At 74.6% G+C, this 18,002-nt stretch carries 15 protein-coding genes; 9 read left to right on the forward strand and 6 right to left on the reverse strand.

Annotation, left to right across the window (positions count from 1 at the left end; all coding sequences use genetic code 11):
* Complete coding sequence (locus Q2K19_RS28500) at nt 1–2,739, forward strand: glycoside hydrolase family 38 N-terminal domain-containing protein (RefSeq protein WP_302765202.1); 2,739 nt, start codon at nt 1–3, stop codon at nt 2,737–2,739.
* A gap of 15 nt (nt 2,740–2,754) precedes the next feature.
* Here Q2K19_RS28500 and Q2K19_RS28505 read toward each other — a convergent pair whose 3' ends face one another.
* Nucleotides 2,755–3,381 carry an SGNH/GDSL hydrolase family protein gene (locus Q2K19_RS28505; protein WP_302765203.1) on the reverse strand — a complete coding sequence of 209 codons (627 nt, stop codon included), beginning with the start codon at nt 3,379–3,381 and terminating at the stop codon, nt 2,755–2,757.
* Between the two features lie 272 nt (nt 3,382–3,653).
* Here Q2K19_RS28505 and Q2K19_RS28510 point away from each other — a divergent pair, with 272 nt between their 5' ends.
* The 6 genes from Q2K19_RS28510 (at nt 3,654) to Q2K19_RS28535 (ending at nt 9,376) form a co-directional block, all read left to right on the forward strand.
* Nucleotides 3,654–4,898, forward strand: a complete 1,245-nt coding sequence (locus Q2K19_RS28510) for a sensor histidine kinase (protein WP_302765204.1) — start codon at nt 3,654–3,656, stop codon at nt 4,896–4,898.
* On the forward strand, nt 4,895–5,353 hold the full coding sequence (locus Q2K19_RS28515) for a roadblock/LC7 domain-containing protein (protein WP_302765205.1): 459 nt from the start codon (nt 4,895–4,897) through the stop codon (nt 5,351–5,353). The genes Q2K19_RS28510 and Q2K19_RS28515 overlap by 4 nt, the downstream gene beginning before the upstream one ends.
* A 21-nt stretch (nt 5,354–5,374) precedes the next feature.
* A complete protein-coding gene (locus Q2K19_RS28520) occupies nt 5,375–5,716 on the forward strand; it encodes a DUF742 domain-containing protein (RefSeq protein ID WP_302765206.1) in 342 nt (113 codons plus the stop codon).
* Entirely contained in the window at nt 5,694–6,299 is a 606-nt protein-coding gene (locus Q2K19_RS28525; RefSeq protein ID WP_302765207.1) for a GTP-binding protein, read from the forward strand. Before Q2K19_RS28520 ends, Q2K19_RS28525 begins: the two co-directional genes overlap by 23 nt.
* 17 nt (nt 6,300–6,316) lie before the next feature.
* Nucleotides 6,317–7,555: a styrene monooxygenase/indole monooxygenase family protein gene (locus tag Q2K19_RS28530; RefSeq protein ID WP_302765208.1), complete on the forward strand. Its 1,239-nt coding sequence runs from the start codon at nt 6,317–6,319 to the stop codon at nt 7,553–7,555.
* A gap of 180 nt (nt 7,556–7,735) precedes the next feature.
* A complete protein-coding gene (locus Q2K19_RS28535; protein WP_302765209.1) occupies nt 7,736–9,376 on the forward strand; it encodes a glycoside hydrolase domain-containing protein in 1,641 nt (546 codons plus the stop codon).
* 6 nt (nt 9,377–9,382) lie between these two features.
* Here Q2K19_RS28535 and Q2K19_RS28540 read toward each other — a convergent pair whose 3' ends face one another.
* Nucleotides 9,383–10,255, reverse strand: a complete 873-nt coding sequence (locus Q2K19_RS28540; RefSeq protein WP_302765210.1) for an SDR family NAD(P)-dependent oxidoreductase — start codon at nt 10,253–10,255, stop codon at nt 9,383–9,385.
* Nucleotides 10,256–10,427: 172 nt separating this feature from the next.
* Here Q2K19_RS28540 and Q2K19_RS28545 point away from each other — a divergent pair, with 172 nt between their 5' ends.
* Nucleotides 10,428–11,462 (forward strand): NAD(P)H-dependent flavin oxidoreductase, encoded by a 1,035-nt coding sequence (locus tag Q2K19_RS28545; protein ID WP_302765211.1) that lies wholly within the window; start codon nt 10,428–10,430, stop codon nt 11,460–11,462.
* A 7-nt stretch (nt 11,463–11,469) separates the two neighbouring features.
* Here the strand turns inward: Q2K19_RS28545 and Q2K19_RS28550 are convergent, their stop codons facing one another.
* The 3 genes from Q2K19_RS28550 to Q2K19_RS28560 are packed head-to-tail and all read right to left on the reverse strand — an operon-like array spanning nt 11,470 to nt 15,575.
* Nucleotides 11,470–11,892 (reverse strand): glutaredoxin domain-containing protein, encoded by a 423-nt coding sequence (locus tag Q2K19_RS28550; RefSeq protein WP_302765212.1) that lies wholly within the window; start codon nt 11,890–11,892, stop codon nt 11,470–11,472.
* A gap of 51 nt (nt 11,893–11,943) precedes the next feature.
* Entirely contained in the window at nt 11,944–12,741 is a 798-nt protein-coding gene (locus tag Q2K19_RS28555) for a DUF4253 domain-containing protein (RefSeq protein WP_302765213.1), read from the reverse strand.
* Between the two features lie 38 nt (nt 12,742–12,779).
* Complete coding sequence (locus tag Q2K19_RS28560; RefSeq protein WP_302765214.1) at nt 12,780–15,575, reverse strand: FAD-binding and (Fe-S)-binding domain-containing protein; 2,796 nt, start codon at nt 15,573–15,575, stop codon at nt 12,780–12,782.
* Nucleotides 15,576–15,759: 184 nt separating this feature from the next.
* Between Q2K19_RS28560 and Q2K19_RS28565 the strand changes: the two genes are divergently transcribed.
* A complete protein-coding gene (locus Q2K19_RS28565; RefSeq protein WP_302765215.1) occupies nt 15,760–16,617 on the forward strand; it encodes a S1 family peptidase in 858 nt (285 codons plus the stop codon).
* Between the two features lie 265 nt (nt 16,618–16,882).
* Here the strand turns inward: Q2K19_RS28565 and Q2K19_RS28570 are convergent, their stop codons facing one another.
* On the reverse strand, nt 16,883–17,986 hold the full coding sequence (locus Q2K19_RS28570) for a glycoside hydrolase family 18 protein (protein WP_302765216.1): 1,104 nt from the start codon (nt 17,984–17,986) through the stop codon (nt 16,883–16,885).
* Between the last annotated feature and the right edge of the window lie 16 nt (nt 17,987–18,002).

Raw genomic sequence — 18,002 nt, forward strand, 5'->3', positions numbered from 1 at the left:
GTGACGACCGAGATCATCGTGGTGCCGCACACCCACTGGGACCGGGAGTGGTACGAGCCGTTCCAGCGGTTCCGGCTGCGGCTGGTGGCGCTGCTCGACGAGGTGTTCGACCGGATGGCGCGGGACGAGCGGCAGCGGTTCACCCTGGACGGCCAGCTGGCCGCGGTCGACGACTACCTGGAGGTGCGGCCCGAGCGCCGGGAGCAGGTGGAGGCACTGGTCCGGGCCGGGCGGCTGGCGATCGGGCCGTGGCAGATCCTGCTGGACGAGTTCCTCTGCTCCGGCGAGAACATCGTCCGCAACCTGGAGCGCGGGCTGGCCCGCAGCGCGACCCTGGGTGGGGCGATGCCGGTCGGCTACCTGCCCGACATGTTCGGCCACATCGCGCAGATGCCGCAGCTCCTGGCCGGCGCGGGGCTGGCCCACGCCTGCGTGTTCCGGGGCGTGCCGGACCGGGTGCGCTCGCACAGCTTCGCCTGGCGCTCCCCGGACGGCACCGCGATCCGCACCGAGTACCTGCCGGGTGGCTACGGCAACGCCGCCGGGCTGATGGACGACCCGCGGCTGGTCACCCGCCGGGCCGTTGACCTGGCCGAGCGGCTGCGGGGCTGGCGGGCGACGGACGACGGCACGCCCGTGCTGGCGATGTACGGCACGGACCACGCGGCGCCGGCACCGGACGCCCCGGACCGACTCGCCGCCGCCGCGGTGGACGGGGTACGCCTGCGGCTCGGCACCCTGGCGGAGTACTTCGCCACCCAGCCGACCACGGTGGACGGGCTGCCCGTGGTGGCCGGCGAGCTGCGCTCGCACGCCCGGGCCAACATCCTGCCCGGCGTGATCTCCGTGCGCGCCCACCTGAAGCAGGCGATGGGGCGGGCCGAGCGACGGGTGGAGCGGTACGCCGAACCCCTCGCCGCGCTCTTCCACGACCCGTCCGTGCAGCGGTTCCTGGACATGGCCTGGACCCGGCTGATCGACGCGAGCTGCCACGACTCGGTGACCGGGTGCGGCTGCGACGAGACCGCCGAGCAGGTGGCCGCCCGGCTCGCCGAGGCGGACCAGCTCGGGCGGGCGGTCTGCGACCTGGTCGGGGCGCGGCTCGCCGCCGCGGTGCCGCGCGACGGGTACCTGCTGTTCAACCCGACCCCGGCCGCCCGCACCGCCCTCGTCCGCCTCGACGTCGAGGCGCCCGCGGACGGGCCGGTCGGCCTGGTCGACGCCGACGGGACGGTCGCCCCCGCCCAGGTCCTCGACCGGGCCCGGACGGTGCTCGCCGACGACGTGGTGCCGGCGGCCGAGCTGCCGGCGATCCTCACCCGGGTGCACGGGACCGAGCTGTACGGGCAGGAGATCACCGCCTGGTCGGTGTCGCCCGCCGACGCCACCCTCACCTTCGAGGTGGCGCGGCACGGCGACCCGACGTTCGACGTCGAGGACGTGCGGCTGGCGCTCGCCGACGCGGCCGGCCCGGACCGCTGGCGGGTACGCATCGTCGCCGCCCCGCGGGCGACCGTCGCCGCGCTGGTCACCGCGCCGCCGCTCGGCCTGGCCGCGGTCCGCCCGGTGGCGCTGCCGGCGGACGCGCCGGCGCTGCCGGCGCCGGTCACGGTGACCGACCGGACCGTCGACAACGGCCTGCTCCGCGTCGAGGTGGCCGAGGACGGCACGCTGGGGCTGTCCACCCCGGACGGGGTGCGCGTCGACGGGGTCGGCCGGATCGTCGACGGCGGCGACGTGGGCGACAGCTACAACTACGCCCCGCCGGCCGCCGACGAGCTGATCGACAAGCCCCGCGCGGTGCGGACCGTGGTGGTGCACGACGGCCCGGTGCTCGCCGTGCTCGACGTGGTCCGCGAGTACCGCTGGCCGGTCGGCGCCGACGTGGACGCCGGGTCACGCCGGGTGGACCGGGAGGCGACCGTGGTGACCACCCGGGTGGAGGTCCGGGCCGGTGAGCGCTTCGCCCGGCTGCGGCTGAGCTTCGACAACCGCTGCGACGACCACCGGGTACGCCTGCACCTGCCGCTGCCCGCACCGGCGGCCGCGTCGTACGCGGAGGGTCAGTTCGCGGTCGTGGAGCGTGGGTTGACCGCCGAAGGTGGCGGCGGCGAGGTGCCGCTGCCGACGTTCCCGGCCAACGGGTTCGTCGCCGCCGGCGGCCCGGAGGGTTCGCTCGGCGTCCTGTTGACCCAGCCGACCGAGTACGAGCTGGTCGACGCCGGTCGGGAGCTGGCGGTCACCGTGCTGCGCTCGATCGGGATGCTGTCCCGCAACCGGCACGCCCTGCGCGACGAGCCCGCCGGCCCGCAGCTGCCCACTCCGCTCGCGCAGTGCCGGGGCGAACGCAGCGTCGACCTCGCCGTGCTGCCGTACCGGGGTGACTGGGACCCCGCCGGGGTGGCGACGGCGGCCGAGGCGTACCGGCACGGGCTGCTGGCGTTCCCGGGCAACGGCGACCCGGCCGCCGGGCTGCCGGCGCCGGTGACCGGGCTGACCGTCGACGGGGACGGCGTCACCCTGACCAGCGTCCGGGACCGGGACGGGCGGGTCGAGCTGCGGGTGGTGGCGAGCCGCGACACCACGGCTGTCGTCGGCGCCGGCCGCGACGTCCGCGGCGCTTGGCGGGCCGACCTGCTCGGCCGGCCGGGCGACCCGCTCCCGGTCGACGGCGGGCTGGTCCGGCTGCCGCTGCGGGCGTGGCAGATCGCCACGGTCCAGCTCGACCTGACGGACTGAGGCCGCGCCCGGCCCTCAGGTCGCCGGGGTGACCGCGCGCAGCCAGGCCTGGGCGATCAGCGCGTGCCCGAACGGGGTCGGGTGCACGCCGTCGCGGGTCCACACCCGGTCGTCCACCTCGGCGGCCTGGAACAGGTCGTCCACCGCGACCAGCGTCGCGTCGAACTCGGCGGCGAGCGTGCGAACCACCTCGACCTTCGGGTCGAGGTCCGCCCGCCAGCCGCGCTGCTCGTCGTCGAGCGGGACGAGGAACGGCTCGACGAGGATCAGCCGCGCGCCCTGCCGGCGGGCGCCGGCCAGGATATGCCGGTAGTCGCGGGCGAAGTCGGCGGCGCTGGTCGGGTCGTCCCGGGTGTAGCGCTGCCAGGTGTCGTTGACGCCGATCAGGACGGAGACCACCTGCGGGGCGAGGGCCAGGCAGTCCTGCTCCCAGCGGGCGCGCAGGTCGCGTACCCGGTCGCCGCTGACGCCCCGGTTGCGGAAGGTGGCCCGGTGGCCGGGGTGCCGGGCGGTGAACCAGGCCGCGGCCATCATCGCGTACCCGGTGCCGAGGTCGTCTCCGCAGGTCCGGTCCCGTCCGGCGTCGGTGATGCTGTCGCCGATGAAAAGCACCCGGCCGCCGTGCGGCACCTCCACTGTCATCCGCCCGGCTCCTCCCCGCTCGACGTCGCTCGCATGATCATGCCGGAGCGGTCCGGACGCCCGGCGGCCGGCTCCCGGCCGGTCCGCCGGGAAAGTTCCTCCGACCGGCTGTTGCGTTTCGGCGGCCGAGGCCGATGGACAGATCGTGGCAGTGCGGCGCGACGGGTGTGAAAACCGCCCCAAGTTGACCTTGGCCGTTGCAATCGACGCACAAACGGTGTTGACTGCTGCACCATGCCAGAGCCGATCATCACGGACAGGCCGGTAATTTCGTGAGAAGCACCGACATCACCCCAGCAGCCTCGGCGGGCCACCGCCGGGCGACCTGGCGGCAGCGGGCGGCGCGCTGGTTGGATCCGACGGTTGCTCAGTGGGACGTCACTCCACCGGAGACGCCCGAGCCGCCACCGCCGACGCCCGAGGAGCCGCCGCCCAGTCCCTGGCCGGCGATCTGCGAGCAGTTCGCGATGCGGATCATGGCCTCCGCCTACCAGATGGGCTCCCACCTGGAGGCGGTCGAGGCCGACGAGCAGGACCCCGACCGGTTGGAGCGGCTCTACCGGATCGACCACGCCAACACCCGGATCCGGCGGCACGCGGAGAACCTCCAGGTACTGCTGGGCCGCCGCGTCGAGGACGCCGACCCGCAGACCGTGACCCTGGTGGACGTCATCCGGGCCGCCAGCTCGGCCATCGAGCACTACCCCCGCATCCAGGTGGGCCACGTGCTGGACCTCGCGGTCCTCGAGTTCGCCGCCGACGACGTGATCCGGGTGCTCACCGAACTGCTGGACAACGCCGCCCGGTTCTCCCCGCCCACCGCCCCGGTGATCGTGTCGGCGTTCATCACCGAGGACGGCAGCGTCCTGCTGCGGATCGAGGACGCCGGGGTGGGCATCCACCCCGATCACCTGACCCAGCTCAACGCCCTGCTCGGCGGCCGGCCGATCACGCCGGTCACCCTCGACCCGGCGGCCCACCTCGGGCTCGCCGTGGTGGCCCACCTGGCCGTCGCGCAACGGCTCCGGGTCACCCTCACCAACCGGCCCTCCGGCGGCACCACGGCAACCGTGTTCGTCCCCGGCGCGCTGCTCTGCGAGATCCCCGCGGCGCCGGGGCCGGACCCGTCCGGTGCGCCCGCTCCAGCCTCGGCCTGGCGGTCACCGCCCGGTCCGGGTCCGGCCGGCGCACCCGTCCCGCCCCCGGCCTGGCCGCCCCCGCCGGCCGGGGGCGGGACCCACCTCAGGAGCACCCAGATGGCCGCGGCCCAGGACAGCACCAACTCGCCGACCATGCCCCTGACCACGCTGCGCGGCCCGGCCCCCGCGAAGCAGTCGTCCGGCGGCCTGCCCCAGCGGGTGCCGGGAAGCGTCCGTGACCAGGTCCCGGCGATGCCGCCGCCCCCGGCCGACGCCGGCCCCGGATCCCCACCCGAGGCGTGGCCGGACGAGACGGCGGCCTTCGCCGCCGGCGTCAGCGACGCCCTGACCACCAGCGACGAAGGACAGCAGCGATGACCCACGCATACCCCCGCAGCGGTACGGCGACCCCGGGCCAGGGGGTGCCGGACTGTGCCTGGCTGATCCGTCAATTCGCCGAGGACGTGCCCGGGGTCACCCACGCGATGCTGGTGTCGCTGGACGGTCTCCAACTCGCCGCCTCCCGCACCGTCGACCGGGACCTCGGCGACCAGCTCTCCGCGCTGACCGCGGGGCTGCTGAGCATGGCCGACCGCAGCGCGGCCCTGCTGGAGCTCGGCGCCTCCGAGTATCTGACCGTCCGGCTGCCGCGCGGGCACCTGCTGTTCATGCGGGTCGGCGAGTCGGCGGGGCTCGCGGTGGCCGCCGCCCCCGGCTGCGACCTGCGGGTCGTGTCCTACCGGATGACGCAGTTCGTCAGCGCGGTGTGGCACGCCCTCACCCCGGCCGTCCGCCACGAGCTGCATCGGATGACCGCCAGTCAGTCCCGCTGACCCGGCCGAAGGAAGCTGATCATGCCGATGAGGTACTGGAAGGTGCGGCCGTACGTGCTGACCGCCGGTCGGACGCGCACCCGGCAGCCGTTGCTGGTGCACACCCTGGTGTCCGTGCCCTACTACGACGCCGTGTTCGCCTCCGGGCTGCTGCCCGAGGCCCGGTCCCTGTACGAACAGGCCCGCCGGACGGCGCGCTCCGTCGCCGAACTCTCCGCGGTCTGCGGGATGTCGCTGGGGGTCACCCGGGTGGTCGTCGACGACCTGGCCGCCACCGACCGGCTGCTCGTCCACACCGACCACGACAACGTCGACTTCCGCCTCCTGGAGAGACTGCGCGATGGCCTCCGCAAGCTTGCCTGACACCCCGGTGCTGACCTCGGCGAAGATCGTCATCGCCGGCGGCTTCGGCGTCGGCAAGACCACCTGCGTCGGGTCCATCTCGGAGATCCCGCCGATCAACACCGAGGCGTGGATGACCGCGGCCAGCGAGACCGTCGACCGGATGGACCCGGGGATCGACAAGAAGACCACCACCGTGGCGATGGACTTCGGCCGGCTGACCATCGGTCCCGACCTCGTGCTCTACCTGTTCGGCACGCCGGGCCAGCCCCGGTTCTGGCCAATGTGGGACGACCTGTGCCGGGGCGCGGTCGGCGCGCTGGTGCTCGCCGACACCCGGAACCTGGCCGCCTCGTTCCCGGCGATCAACTACTTCGAGCAGGACAGCGACGTGCCGTTCGTGGTCTGCGTGAACCTCTTCGACGGGGCGCTGCACCACCCGCTCGACGAGGTCCGCGAAGCGCTCGCCCTCGCCGCCGGCGTACCCCTGGTCGCCTGCGACGCCCGCGACCCGTCGTCGGTGGCCCGGGCGCTGCTGGCCGTCGTGGAACACACCATGTCCCGCACCGCTCGGCCCACCGCGGGCCCGCTCACGGCGCGGTAGCTCAACCTGGAGGAACCATGCGCAAGATCCTGATCGTCGGGGCCGGGCAGTCCGGGCTCCAGCTCGCCCTGAGCCTGCTCGCCGAGGGTTACGACGTGACCGTGATGTCGGCCCGGACCCCGGACGAGATCCGCCGGGGCTGGGTGATGAGCACCCAGGCGATGTTCACCACCGCGCTGAGCACCGAACGCCGGTACGGACTGGACCTCTGGCAGCAGCAGACGCCCCAGATCGAGGGGCTGCACGTCTCGCTGTCCGCCCCGCCCGGCGAGCGGGCGCTGCGCATCCCGTGCCCGCTGGACGAGCCGGCCCAGAGCGTCGACCAGCGGGTGAAGATGGCCGCCTGGCTGGAACTGGTCGAGCAGCGCGGCGGGACGGTGCTTTACCAGACGGTGACGACCTCAGACCTCGACGGGCTGACCCGACTGGGCCGCTACGACCTGACCATCGTGGCCGCCGGCAAGGGCGACCTGGTCGGCGCCTTCGACCGGGACCCGGAACGCTCGGTCTACGATGCGCCGCAGCGCGGGCTGGCGGTGGCGTACGTGCACGGCATGGCCCCCGACCCGCTGTGGCCGGTGCCGCACGTCGGCTTCAACGCCGTGCCGGGGCTGGGTGAGCTGTTCGTCATCCCCGGGGTGACCCACTCCGGCCCCTGCGAGATCCTGTTCTGGGAGGCGGTGCCGGGCGGGCCGCTGGACCTGTGGACCGAGCGGCGCGACCCGGCCGAGCACCTCAAGCTGACCCTGGACCTGGCCCGCCGCTACACCCCGTGGGTCTACGAGCGCTGCGCCGACGTCGAGCTGACCGACGGCCGGGCCACCCTCTCCGGCCGGTACACCCCGACGGTGCGGCGGCCGGTGGCAGAGCTGCCCTCGGGCGGGCTGGTGCTGGGCATGGCCGACGTGGTGGTGGCCAACGACCCGATCACCGGTCAGGGCAGCAACACCGCCGCCAAGTGCGCGTACGCGTACCTGGGGTCGATCGTGGAGCGTGGTGACCGGCCGTTCGACCGGGAGTGGATGACGCAGACCTTCGAACGGTTCTGGGCCGGTGCGGGCGAGGCGGTGACCGGTTGGACCAACGCGATGCTGCAGCCGCTGCCGCCGCACGTGCAGCAGATCCTCGGGGCGGCCGCGGGGAACCCGGTGATCGCCCGCCGCTTCGCCAACGGCTTCAGCGACCCGAACGACTTCCGGGACTGGTTCATGACGCCGGACGCCGCCGAGCGGTACCTGGCCTCCGTCGCCGGCTGAGCGGTCGGTCGGCCGGGATCCCCGGGTGGTGCCCCTGAGGATCCCGGCCGACCGACCGCCGGCGGCCCTCCCGAACAGCTGCCGAAACGGTCCGTTCGGCCCTGGTGGAGCGACGTCTGACCTGCTGCCCTGAGAGGCAGGACCACTCGGTCGGTCACCGGGATCAGAAGCGAGACCGACATGGACAGCCTGTATCTCCCGCGCACCGGACGCCACCCGATCCGTGCTCTCCTGATCGGCGCCGTCACGGTGCTGGCGCTCGCCGGGGCGACGCCTCCGTCGGGCCACACCATCGCCGCCCGCACCACCGCCGCCCCGACCGGGGCCGCCGGCCCGGCGGCCCTCGCGGTGGCCGACCCCGCGCCCGGCACGTTCACCGGGCTGGGCTTCGACGCGTGCACCGCCCCGTCGGCCGCGACGATGCAGGCGTGGCTGGCGGCCTCGCCCTACCGGGCGATCGCCATCTACTTCGGCGGCATCAACCGGGCATGCGCACAGCCCAACCTGACCGCCTCGTGGGTCGCCACCCAGCAGGCCGCCGGCTGGCATCTCATGCCGATCTACCTCGGGCTGCAGGCACCGTGCACGACGTCCAGCAAACCCAACCTCATCGACCCGGCGAACGCCGCGGCGCAGGGACGCGCGCAGGCGGAGGACGCGGTGGTCCAGGCGAAGGCGCTCGGCCTGGCGCCGGAGAGCGTACTGATCTTCGACCTGGAGGCGTACCGCACCGACGACCCGGTCTGCCGGTCCGCGGTGCTCGCCTTCATGAGCGCGTGGACGGCGCGGTTGCACGACCTCGGCTACCTCTCCGGCTTCTACAGCAGCATGGCCTCCGGCGTCGCCGACCAGGTCGCCGCCTACCGCACGCCCGGCTACGTCCGTCCGGACTACCTGGACTTCGCCCGCTGGGACGGGAACGCCACGGTCGCCGACCCGGCTGTCCCCAGCTCGTACTGGTCGCCGCAGCGGCGGATGAAGCAGTACCGGGGCGACCACGTGGAGACCTGGGGCGGCGTGACGATCAACATCGACAACGACTACCTGGACGTGGCTCCGCTGCCGGGGACCCCCTTCGGCGACTTCACCGGGAACGGCTGGTCCGACCTGCTGAGCCGCGAGCCCGCCACCGGCAACCTGTACCGCTACGCCGGCAACGGGACCTCGCTGAGCGCCCGCACCGCCATCGGGGTCGGCTGGAACAGCATGAACGCCATCATCCGGACCGACTTCACCGGGGACGGTCAGGAGGACGTCATCGCCCGCACCCGGGCGACCGGCGACCTGTGGCTGTATCCGCACACCCTGTCGGGTTGGAGCAGTCGGGTCCGCATCGGCAACGGCTGGAACTCGATGCGCGAGATCACCCCCGCCGCCGACTTCGACCTCGACGGCTATCGGGACCTGCTCGCCGTGCAGACCTCCACCGGGAACCTGTACCTCTACCCGGGCCGCGGCACGTCGTTCGGTGCTCGGCGGCTGGTCGGCAACGGCTGGAACAGCATGGACGAGCTGGCCGGGATCGGCGACCTCGACCGCGACGGCTATCCAGACCTCCTCGCCCGGCAGAAGGCCACCGGCTACCTCTTCCGCTACCCCGGACGGGCCGGCGGGTTCGGCGCCAAGGTGCAGGTCGGCAGCGGCTGGAACAGCATGCGTGACCTGGTCGGCGTCGGCGACTTCGACCGGGACGGCTACCCTGATCTGTTCGCCGTGGAGAAGGCCACCGGCTACCTGTACCTCTACCGGGGTCTGGGCACCGGCTTCGCCACCAAGCTCCGGACCGGTACGGGCTGGGCGGTGATGCAACCGCTGGCCTGACCGCGCTCAGGCGGTGACGTGGGCGCTGTCGCCGCCGGTCGCGGCAAACGAGGTGCCACTCACCATCCGTGCCTGGTCGGAGGCGAGGAACACCACCAGCGGCGCGATGTCCTCCGGCCGCACCCAGGGCACGCCCAGCGGCGTCTTCGCCCGCAGCAGCTCGACCGCGGTCCGCTCGTCGGCGGCGGCGTCCCCGGACGGCGTCCGACCACCCTCGACGATCGCCTGCGCGTACCGGTCCTCGTGCCGGGTGAGGGTGGTGTCGACCAGGCCGGGGATCACCGCGTTCACGGTGATCCCGTGCCCGCCGAGCTCCAGCGCGGCCGACTTCACCAGCCCGATCAGGCCCCACTTCGACGCCGAGTACGCCGACCCGTGCGTCGTGCCGTGCTGGCCCTGTGTGGAGGAGGTGACGATGATCCGCCCGCCGCCGCGGCGGACCAGCAGCGGGGCGAAGACCCGCAGCACGTTCGCCGTACCGGTCAGGTTGACGTCGATCTGGTCGTGCCAGTCCCGGTCGGCCATCTCCAGCAAGGGCTTGAACGCCTGGATGCCGGCGTTGGCGAAGACCACGTCCACCCCGCCGAGGTCCCGCTCGACCGCCTCGGCCACCGCCCGGACGGCGGCGATGTCCCGCTGGTCGGCGACGTGCGCGGACCAGCGCACGCCGGCCCCGGTGACCAACCGGCCGGTCTCGGCCAGATCCTCCGGGGTGGCCGGCGGGAAGTCCAGGATCGGGCTGACCGGCCCGGCGACGTCCACCCCGGCCACGTCCGCCCCGGCGTCGGCGAGGGCCACGGCCGCGGCCCGGCCGATGCCCCGGGCCGCGCCGGTGACCACGGCGACCCGGCCGGCCAGCGGTCGCGTCGATGCCGCCACCCCGTCCCACCCCCGTCCGACACGTCCGGTGACACCCCGGCCCTCCTGCACGGTAGACCGCGCCGGACGGTCGCGCCGGGGATCGGCCGGTCCCGCGGCTCGCCGGCCGGCGGTGCGGGACGTCACGGCGGACCGGCCAGCAGCCCCGGGCCGCGGCGGGCAGACTGGTCCGGTGGACAGGCGACGCGGGGAACTGCTCGGGGTGGACGTGCCGGTCGTGGCGGCGCCGATGGCTGGTGGACCGACCACCACCGGCCTGGTCGCGGCGGTCGGCTCGGCCAATGCGTTCCCGTTCCTGGCCGCCGGCTACAAGACCCCGGAGGCGGTGGCGGACGAGATCGCCGCGGTGCGCGGCGGCGGCCGGCCGTTCGGGGTGAACGTCTTCGTGCCCACCCCGGTGCCGGTCGGCGAGGCGGAGTTCCGGCGCTACGCAACCCTGGTCGCCGCCGAGGGCGCGCCCTACGGGCTCGACCTCGCGACCGCGGCCCGCACCGAGGACGACGACCACTGGACGGCGAAGGTCGACCTCCTGGTCCGCGACCCGGTGCCGGTGGTCAGCTTCACCTTCGGCCTGCCGTCCGCGACCGTCGTGCGGGACCTGCGGCGGGCCGGTAGCCGGGTGCTGGTCACGGTGACCGACCCGGCGGAGGCCGCGGCCGCCGCCGACCTCGGGGTGGACGGGCTGGTCGCGCAGAGCGGGCACGCCGGCGGGCACTTCGGCACCTTCACCCCGGACTCCCCGGCGCCGCTGCGCACCCTGCCGGAGCTGGTTGGTCTGGTCGGGGACCGGACCGGACTGCCTGTCCTCGGCGCGGGCGGGGTCGGTGGCGCCGACGACGTGCGGGCCGCGCTCACCGCCGGCGCCACCGCCGTCCTGGTCGGCACGCTGCTGCTGCGCGCGGAGGAGGCCGGCACCAGCCGCACCCACCGGGAGGCGCTGGCCGACCCCCGGCGGGACCGGACGGTGGTCACCCGGGCGTTCACCGGCCGACCGGCCCGCGGGCTGCGCAACGACTTCATCGACCGGTACGAGGCGGACGCCCCGCTGGGCTATCCCGCGCTGCACCACCTGACCCGGCCGCTGCGCACCGCCGCCGCGCAGGCCGGGGACGCCGACCGGTTGCACCTGTGGGCCGGCACCGGCTGGCGCGACGCCCGGGCCGCCCCGGCGGCGGAGGTCATCGCTGAGCTCACCCGCACGCTCTGACCGGCCGTCACGCGGTCAGCCGCTGCACCAGCCAGCCCGGCTCCGGGTTCACCACGGCCTCGCCGCCCGCCACGACGGTCGGGACCGTCTCGTCGCCACCGGTGATGGCCCGCACCGCCGCCGCCCCGTCCGGGTCGTTCCAGATGTTGACCCAGTACACCCGACCGGCCCGGGGGCCCAGCCGGCGCCGGAGCCGCAGACAGAACCGGCAGCCGGGCCGCCAGTACACGATCGGCCGGCCGTCGCGCGCGCTGCGCTCCTGCGCCTGCGCGGCGGTCAGCGACTTGGGAAAGACCAGCGGGGAGAGCAGGACGGCCAGCGCCACGAAGATGACGAACTCGACGCCGGCCAACCACGGCTCGTCCTGGGTGACGGCGACGAGCAACCCGAAGGCCAGCATCAGCGCCGCAAGCCACCAACTTCGTAACACGCCGCGGATGCTACCCGGCACCGCAACCACGCCCGACCGGCCGGACCGCGGTCAGTCCCACCAGAAGGACCAGGAGTTCATGCCGACGAGCTGCTCCGCGTAGGCGGTCAGCGTGCCGGCGCCCTGCCAGACGTTGTCGGGGCAGAAGGCGAAGTGCTCGGCGGCGACCCGCAGGGCGTGCCCGGGTGCGGCGGGTGGGGCGGCGACGCTGAGGTGCAGGGTGTCGAACCCGACCCCGACCACCCGCGCGCCGAACCGTTCCTCCCAGCTCCGCACGACGGCGGCGATCTCGCCGGTGTCGTTGGTGTGGTTGGCCGGGCCGGACCAGCCGGTCACGGCGAGCGCGTCGGCCCCACGGACGGCCGGGACCAGGCCGAGCCGGGCGGGGGTGCGGAGCAGGAACTCGGCGTACCGGTCGGCGAAGTGGGCGGCGGGCCCCGTCGAGTCGGCCGGCAGCGCGATCCCCGGCCAGGTCTGCCGGAACGGGGCGGTCACCGCGGCCCGGTCGGTCGAGGAGAGCAGGTCGTCCTCGTCGGTGTCCGTGCAGTCTTCCCACCACCGGGCCAACAGGTCCGCCGCGTCGTGCTGGTCCGGCGACGACATGCCGGCCGGGTAGACCTCGCCGTCGGCCCAGGGTCGACTCTCCTCGCGGGACAACCCGCTCAGCAGCAGCGGCCACAGCCCGGACTCCCGATGGCGGGACCGCATCCGCACCCAGACGTCGGGGTCGGTCGCGGCGTCGCTCAACCAGTATCGCGGCGGCCCGCCGTCTTCCGGCTCCACCATCCGGCCGGGCGGCAGCGTCCCCGGCGGGAGGGCGCCGACCAACCGGGGCAGATCCTCGAACATGGCGGGGAGCGTACGGGACGGGTGCGACACCCGGCGGGTCAGACGGTGGCGTCGGCCAGCAGCTCCAGCAGGTGCCGGTACGGCTGCCCGGTGGCCCTGGCCATCCCGATCTCGCAGGTGCGGTTCACCGACGCGTACCCGTCGAAGGAGCGGGCCGCGACGGCGGCGGCCTCGGCGCGGGTGGCGGAGGCGGTCAGCTCCGGGTGCAGCAGTCCCCGGTCGCCGGCGAAGCCGCAGCACTGCCAGCCCTCCGGCACCACCACCTCGTCGGCGACCGCCCGGGCCACGGCGAGCAGCGACTCGTCCAGCCCCAGCCGGGTGGACGAGCAGGTCGGGTGCAGGGCGAGGGAGCCGAGCCGGCGCCGGACGGTGAGCCGGGGCAGCAGCGTGGTGGCGGCGTACGCCACCGCGTCGACCACCCGCAGGTCACCGGCGTCGGCGAGCAGCTTGGCGAAGCCCTCGGTGCACGAGGCCGCGTCGCTGACCAGCGGCAGCGCCCCGTCGCGGCTGGCCGCCCGCAGCGCCGGCGGCACCCGGTCCCGCACGGCCCGGTAGCCGGCGCCGAGGCCCTTGGACGACCACGGCGTGCCGCAGCACATGGCGCCGATGCCCTCGGGCACGAGCAGCCGTACCCCGGCCCGCTCGGCGAGGGTGAGCAGCGCGGCGGCCACCCCCGACCCGCCCTCGGCGGGGGCGAAGAGGGTGCCGAGGCAGGACGGGACGAAGACCGCGTCCGGGTCGTCGACCGGGCGCGGGCGGCGGGCCGTGCCGCCGCGGGGCAGGTCGCGGCGCCACTGCGGGACCCGTTCGGCACCGAGGACCGCGCGGGCGGCCCGGGTGGCGGCCTCGGGCAGCGCGGGCGGCAGCGCGCCGGCCAGGTCGAGGCCGCGGGCCATGCCCCGGGTGGCCGTGCCCCACCGGGTGGCCGCGCCCCGCCAGCCGGCCTGCGCCACCCCGCCGTGGCGTTCGGTACGCAGCCGCTTCACCAGGTCACCGGTGTTGATCAGCACCGGGCAGGCGGTGGCGCACATCCCGTCGACCGCGCAGGTGTCCACCGCGTCGTAGTCGTACGCCTCGGTCAGCTCGCGCGCCAGGGCGAGGTCGCCGTCGGCGCGGGCGGCGGCGATCTCCCGGCGCAGCACGATCCGCTGCCGGGGCGTGGTGGTCAGGTCGCGGCTGGGGCAGACCGGCTCGCAGTAGCCGCACTCGACGCAGCGGTCGACCTCGGGTTCGACGGTCGGCACGGTCTTCAGGTGGCGCATGTGGATCTCGGGGTCGTCGCTGAGCAGCACCCCGGGGTTGAGCACGCCGTCGGGGTCGCAGAGCGTCTTCAGCTCGCGCATCACCGCGTACAGTTCGTCGCCGAACTGGCGGCGGACGTAGGGGGCCATCACCCGGCCGGTGCCGTGCTCGGCCTTGAGCGTGCCGCCGTGGCCGAGCACCAGGTCGACCATCTCCTCGGTGAAGTCGGCGTAGCGCGCCGGCGCCGCACCGCCGGAGAACCGCTCGTTGAGCATGAAGTGCAGGTTGCCGTCCTTGGCGTGCCCGAAGATCACGCTCTGCTCGTACCGGTGCCGGGCGAAGAGGTCGGCGAGGGTGGCGCAGGTGTCGGCGAGCGCGGCCACCGGGACGGCGATGTCCTCCAGCAGCGCGGTGGTGCCGGACGGGCGGGCGCCGGCGACCGCCGCGTACAAACCCTTGCGGATGTGCCACAGCGCGGCGCGGGCGGCCGCCTCGCCGCTGAGCCGGGCGGGGGCGGTCAGCGGCAGGTCGGCCAGCACCGGCCGGGCCGCCGCCAGCCGCGCGGCGAGAGCGTCCGGGTCGGACTCCTGCCACTCGACCAGCAGCGCGGCGTGCTCCCGGACCGGCAGGCCGCGCAGCGCGGCGTCCGCCTTCGGGTCGGTCTGGGCGACCCGCAGGGCGGCGGCGTCGAGCAGCTCGATCGCCGCCGGACCGGCGGCGACGAGGGCCGGCATGGCGGCCATCGCCGCGCCCAGGGTGTCGAAGACGAGCAGCCCCGAGGCGGCGTGCCGGTGCACCGGTACGGTGCGGAAGGTCGCCGCCGCGACGAAGGCGAGGGTGCCCTCGCTGCCGACCACGAGCCGGGTGAGCAGGTCGGCGGGCGAGTCGTGGTCGAGGAACGCGTTCACCCCGTAGCCCATGGTGTTCTTCATGGCGTACTGGGCGCGGATGCGGCGGACCGAGTCGGGGTTGCTTCGCACCCGGTCGCGCAGCCGGAGCAGGCCGGCGTGCAGCTGCGGCTCGGCGGCGCGCAGCCGGTCGTCGGCGTCCGGGGCGCCCGTGTCGAGCACGGTGCCGCTGGGCAGCACCAGCAGCACCGACTCCAGGGTCCGGTAGGTGTTGAACTCGGTGCCGCAGGTCATCCCGCTGGAGTTGTTGGCGACCACCCCGCCGACCGTGCAGGCGGACTCGCTGGCCGGGTCCGGGCCCAGCTTGCGGCCGTACGGGGCGAGCCGGGTGTTGACCTGCCGCAGCACCACGCCGGGCTGCACCCGGACCCGCCGGCCGTCGTCGAGGACGGCCAGGTCCCGGAAGTGCCGGCGGGTGTCGACGAGGAGCTGGTCGGTGACCGCCTGGCCGCTGAGGCTGGTACCCCCGGAGCGGAAGGTCAGCGGCGTGCCGGAGCGGCGGCTCTGCCGCAGCAGGGCGGCGACCTGGTCGGCGTCGGCCGGGGTGACCACCGCCCGGGGGTGCAGCAGGTAGTGCGAGGCGTCGTGGGCGAGCCGGAGCCGGTCGGCGGCCCGGGTCCGCACCCCGCCCGGGACCGCCGCCTCCAGTCCGGCCAGCGTGGACCCGCTCATCTCCGACGTCATCGGCGCACCTCCCCCGCCCACCCTAACCAGCGGCGGGCCGGCGCGATCCACCCCTTGCACATTGCATCGACCTAGGTAGATACTCGCCGCTACAGCGTCCGTCGGGGTCAACCCCGAGCCGACCCCGGCGGAACGGCAGGGACGCCGACGCAACCGGCGGCCTTCACCGTCCTAGGAGGAGACCGTGAGAATCCGCCGTAGCCGACTCACCCCCCTGCTCGCCGCGACCGTCGGCCTGGTGGCCGCCGGCGCCTTCACCGTGCCGGGCACCGCCTCGGCCGCCCCGAGCTACACCGCGGACCAGCTCGCCCGCGTCGACGCCGCCGTGGCGGCCTCCGGGGTCGAGGGCATCGCCTGGCGCGTGGACGCGGCGGCCAACCGGGTCGTGGTGACCGCCGACGAGAGCGTCTCCACCGGCGAGGTCGCCACCCTCAAGAAGAGCGCCGGCGCCCAGGCCGGCGCGATCCGGGTCGACCGGTCCCGAGGCACCTTCCGTCCGCTGCTCTCCGCCGGTGACGCCATCTACGGCGGCCAGTACCGTTGCTCGCTCGGCTTCAACGTGGTCAAGTCCGGCGTCTACTACTTCCTCACCGCCGGGCACTGCGGTGACGTCGCCAACACGTGGTACACCAACTCCAGCCACACCACCCTCATCGGCCCGACGATCAGCTCCAGCTTCCCGGGCAACGACTACGCCCTGGTCCGCTACGACAACACCTCGCTGACCCACCCCGGCGGCTACAGCGCGGCCAACGCGTTCGTCGGCGAGGCGGTCAAGCGCACCGGGTCGACCACCGGCACCCACAGCGGCACCGTGACCGCCTTGAACGTGACGGTCCGCTACCAGGGCAGCGGCACCGTGAAGGGCATGATCCAGACGACCGTCTGCGCCGAGCCGGGCGACTCCGGAGGTCCGCTCTACGACGGCACCAAGGCCCTCGGCATCACCTCCGGCGGCAGCGGTGACTGCCGGTCGGGCGGCACCACCTTCTTCCAGCCCGTCACCGAGGCGGCCAGCGCGTACGGCGTGACCGTCTACTGATCCACCGCCGGCTGCGCGCCGGCGTCGAGGACCCGCGTCCCCCCGGGGCGCGGGTTCTCCGTGCCTGGGTCCGCGCGTTCCAGCAGGCCCGGTCGCTGGCGGTGGACGGCGTGGTCGGCTCCACCACCCTGGCCGCCCTGCGGAAGGCCACCGCGCGGCCGCAACCCCCACCGGGGCGGGCGCCGGGGTCACACACCCTCACCTGGGCGCAGCTGGGCGTCCGGGTCACCTACTGGCGGGTCACCGGCCGGGGGGCGGTCGCCCGTCAGCTCTGCCGCAGCGCCGGCATGGGCACCGGGACGGCGAGCGCCGTCGCACCCGCGCCGGCGCCGCCCTCGCAGGTGTTCGGGGGCACCGTGCCGATGCCCCGGGTGGCCGGGCGTTCGGCCGCCCAGAACATGTAGCCGAGCAGGCCGGAGCTGCTGCCTGCGCCGTGCGGGGCGACGCTCTGCACGTACGGAGCGGCGGCCTTCTGCACCGAGTTGGCGTAGTCGACGCACTCCGGCAGCGGCTTGCCGCCGTACGCGAGGTAGACCCCGCCGGTGAACTTGGCCGGGGCGAGCGGCGGCACCGGCGGACTGTACTGCGGCTTGCCGTCGACGTGCTCCTGCCAGTTCGCCTGGGCGGTGCTGGCCGAGGCGGGCCGGGCGGAAACCATCGCGTTGGCGTAGTCGAGGACCGGCGCGTCGGTGCGCAGCCAGTCGGCGGTGGCCTTGCGGTTGAGGTCGATGAGCCAGCGGTCGCCGGCGGCGACGTCGATGGTGAGCCGCGCCTCGGGCCGGGCGCCGGTCGCATCGTACGGGTGCGCCGCCCGGTAGGCGTCGATGAAGGACTGCAGCCCGGCCAGGTTCGGCCCGGTGTTCTGCTCGTAGTCGATCTCGATGCCCACGCCGAGCCCGGTGGCCGCCGCCGCGGCCCGCTGGCCGAGCAGGGTGGGGTTCTCGGCGAGGGCGGCGTCCCAGTCGTCGGTGTAGGTGATGCCGCCGATGGAGAGCATGACCCGGACGCCGTGCGCGGTGAAGTACTGCACGATCTCCGAGGTCATACCGCGCGGCAGGCCGCCGAGGGTGGTGGCATCGGTGGTCTGGTGCAGCAGGTCGAGCGGGTTGACGAAGCTCAGCACCACCAGGTTGACCGAGGGACGGCCGTCGCCCCGGTCGATCAGCCAGTGGTTCTGGCTGTCGAACTGGGTGACGGTGCGCGGCGTGCCCCAGGTGCAGTAGTCGTTGCCGCAGTGCCAGGCGCCGTAGACCTGGATCGGGGTCGCGGCGAGCGGGGCGGGAACCGCCCGGGATGGCGCCGCGGCGGCGGCCGGGGTGGTGGTGGCGAGCGCGAGCAGGAACGCGGCCAGGGGTACCGAGCGTCGCATGGGGACCTCCCCGATC

Source organism: Micromonospora sp. NBRC 110009 (assembly GCF_030518795.1).
Lineage (GTDB): Bacteria > Actinomycetota > Actinomycetes > Mycobacteriales > Micromonosporaceae > Micromonospora.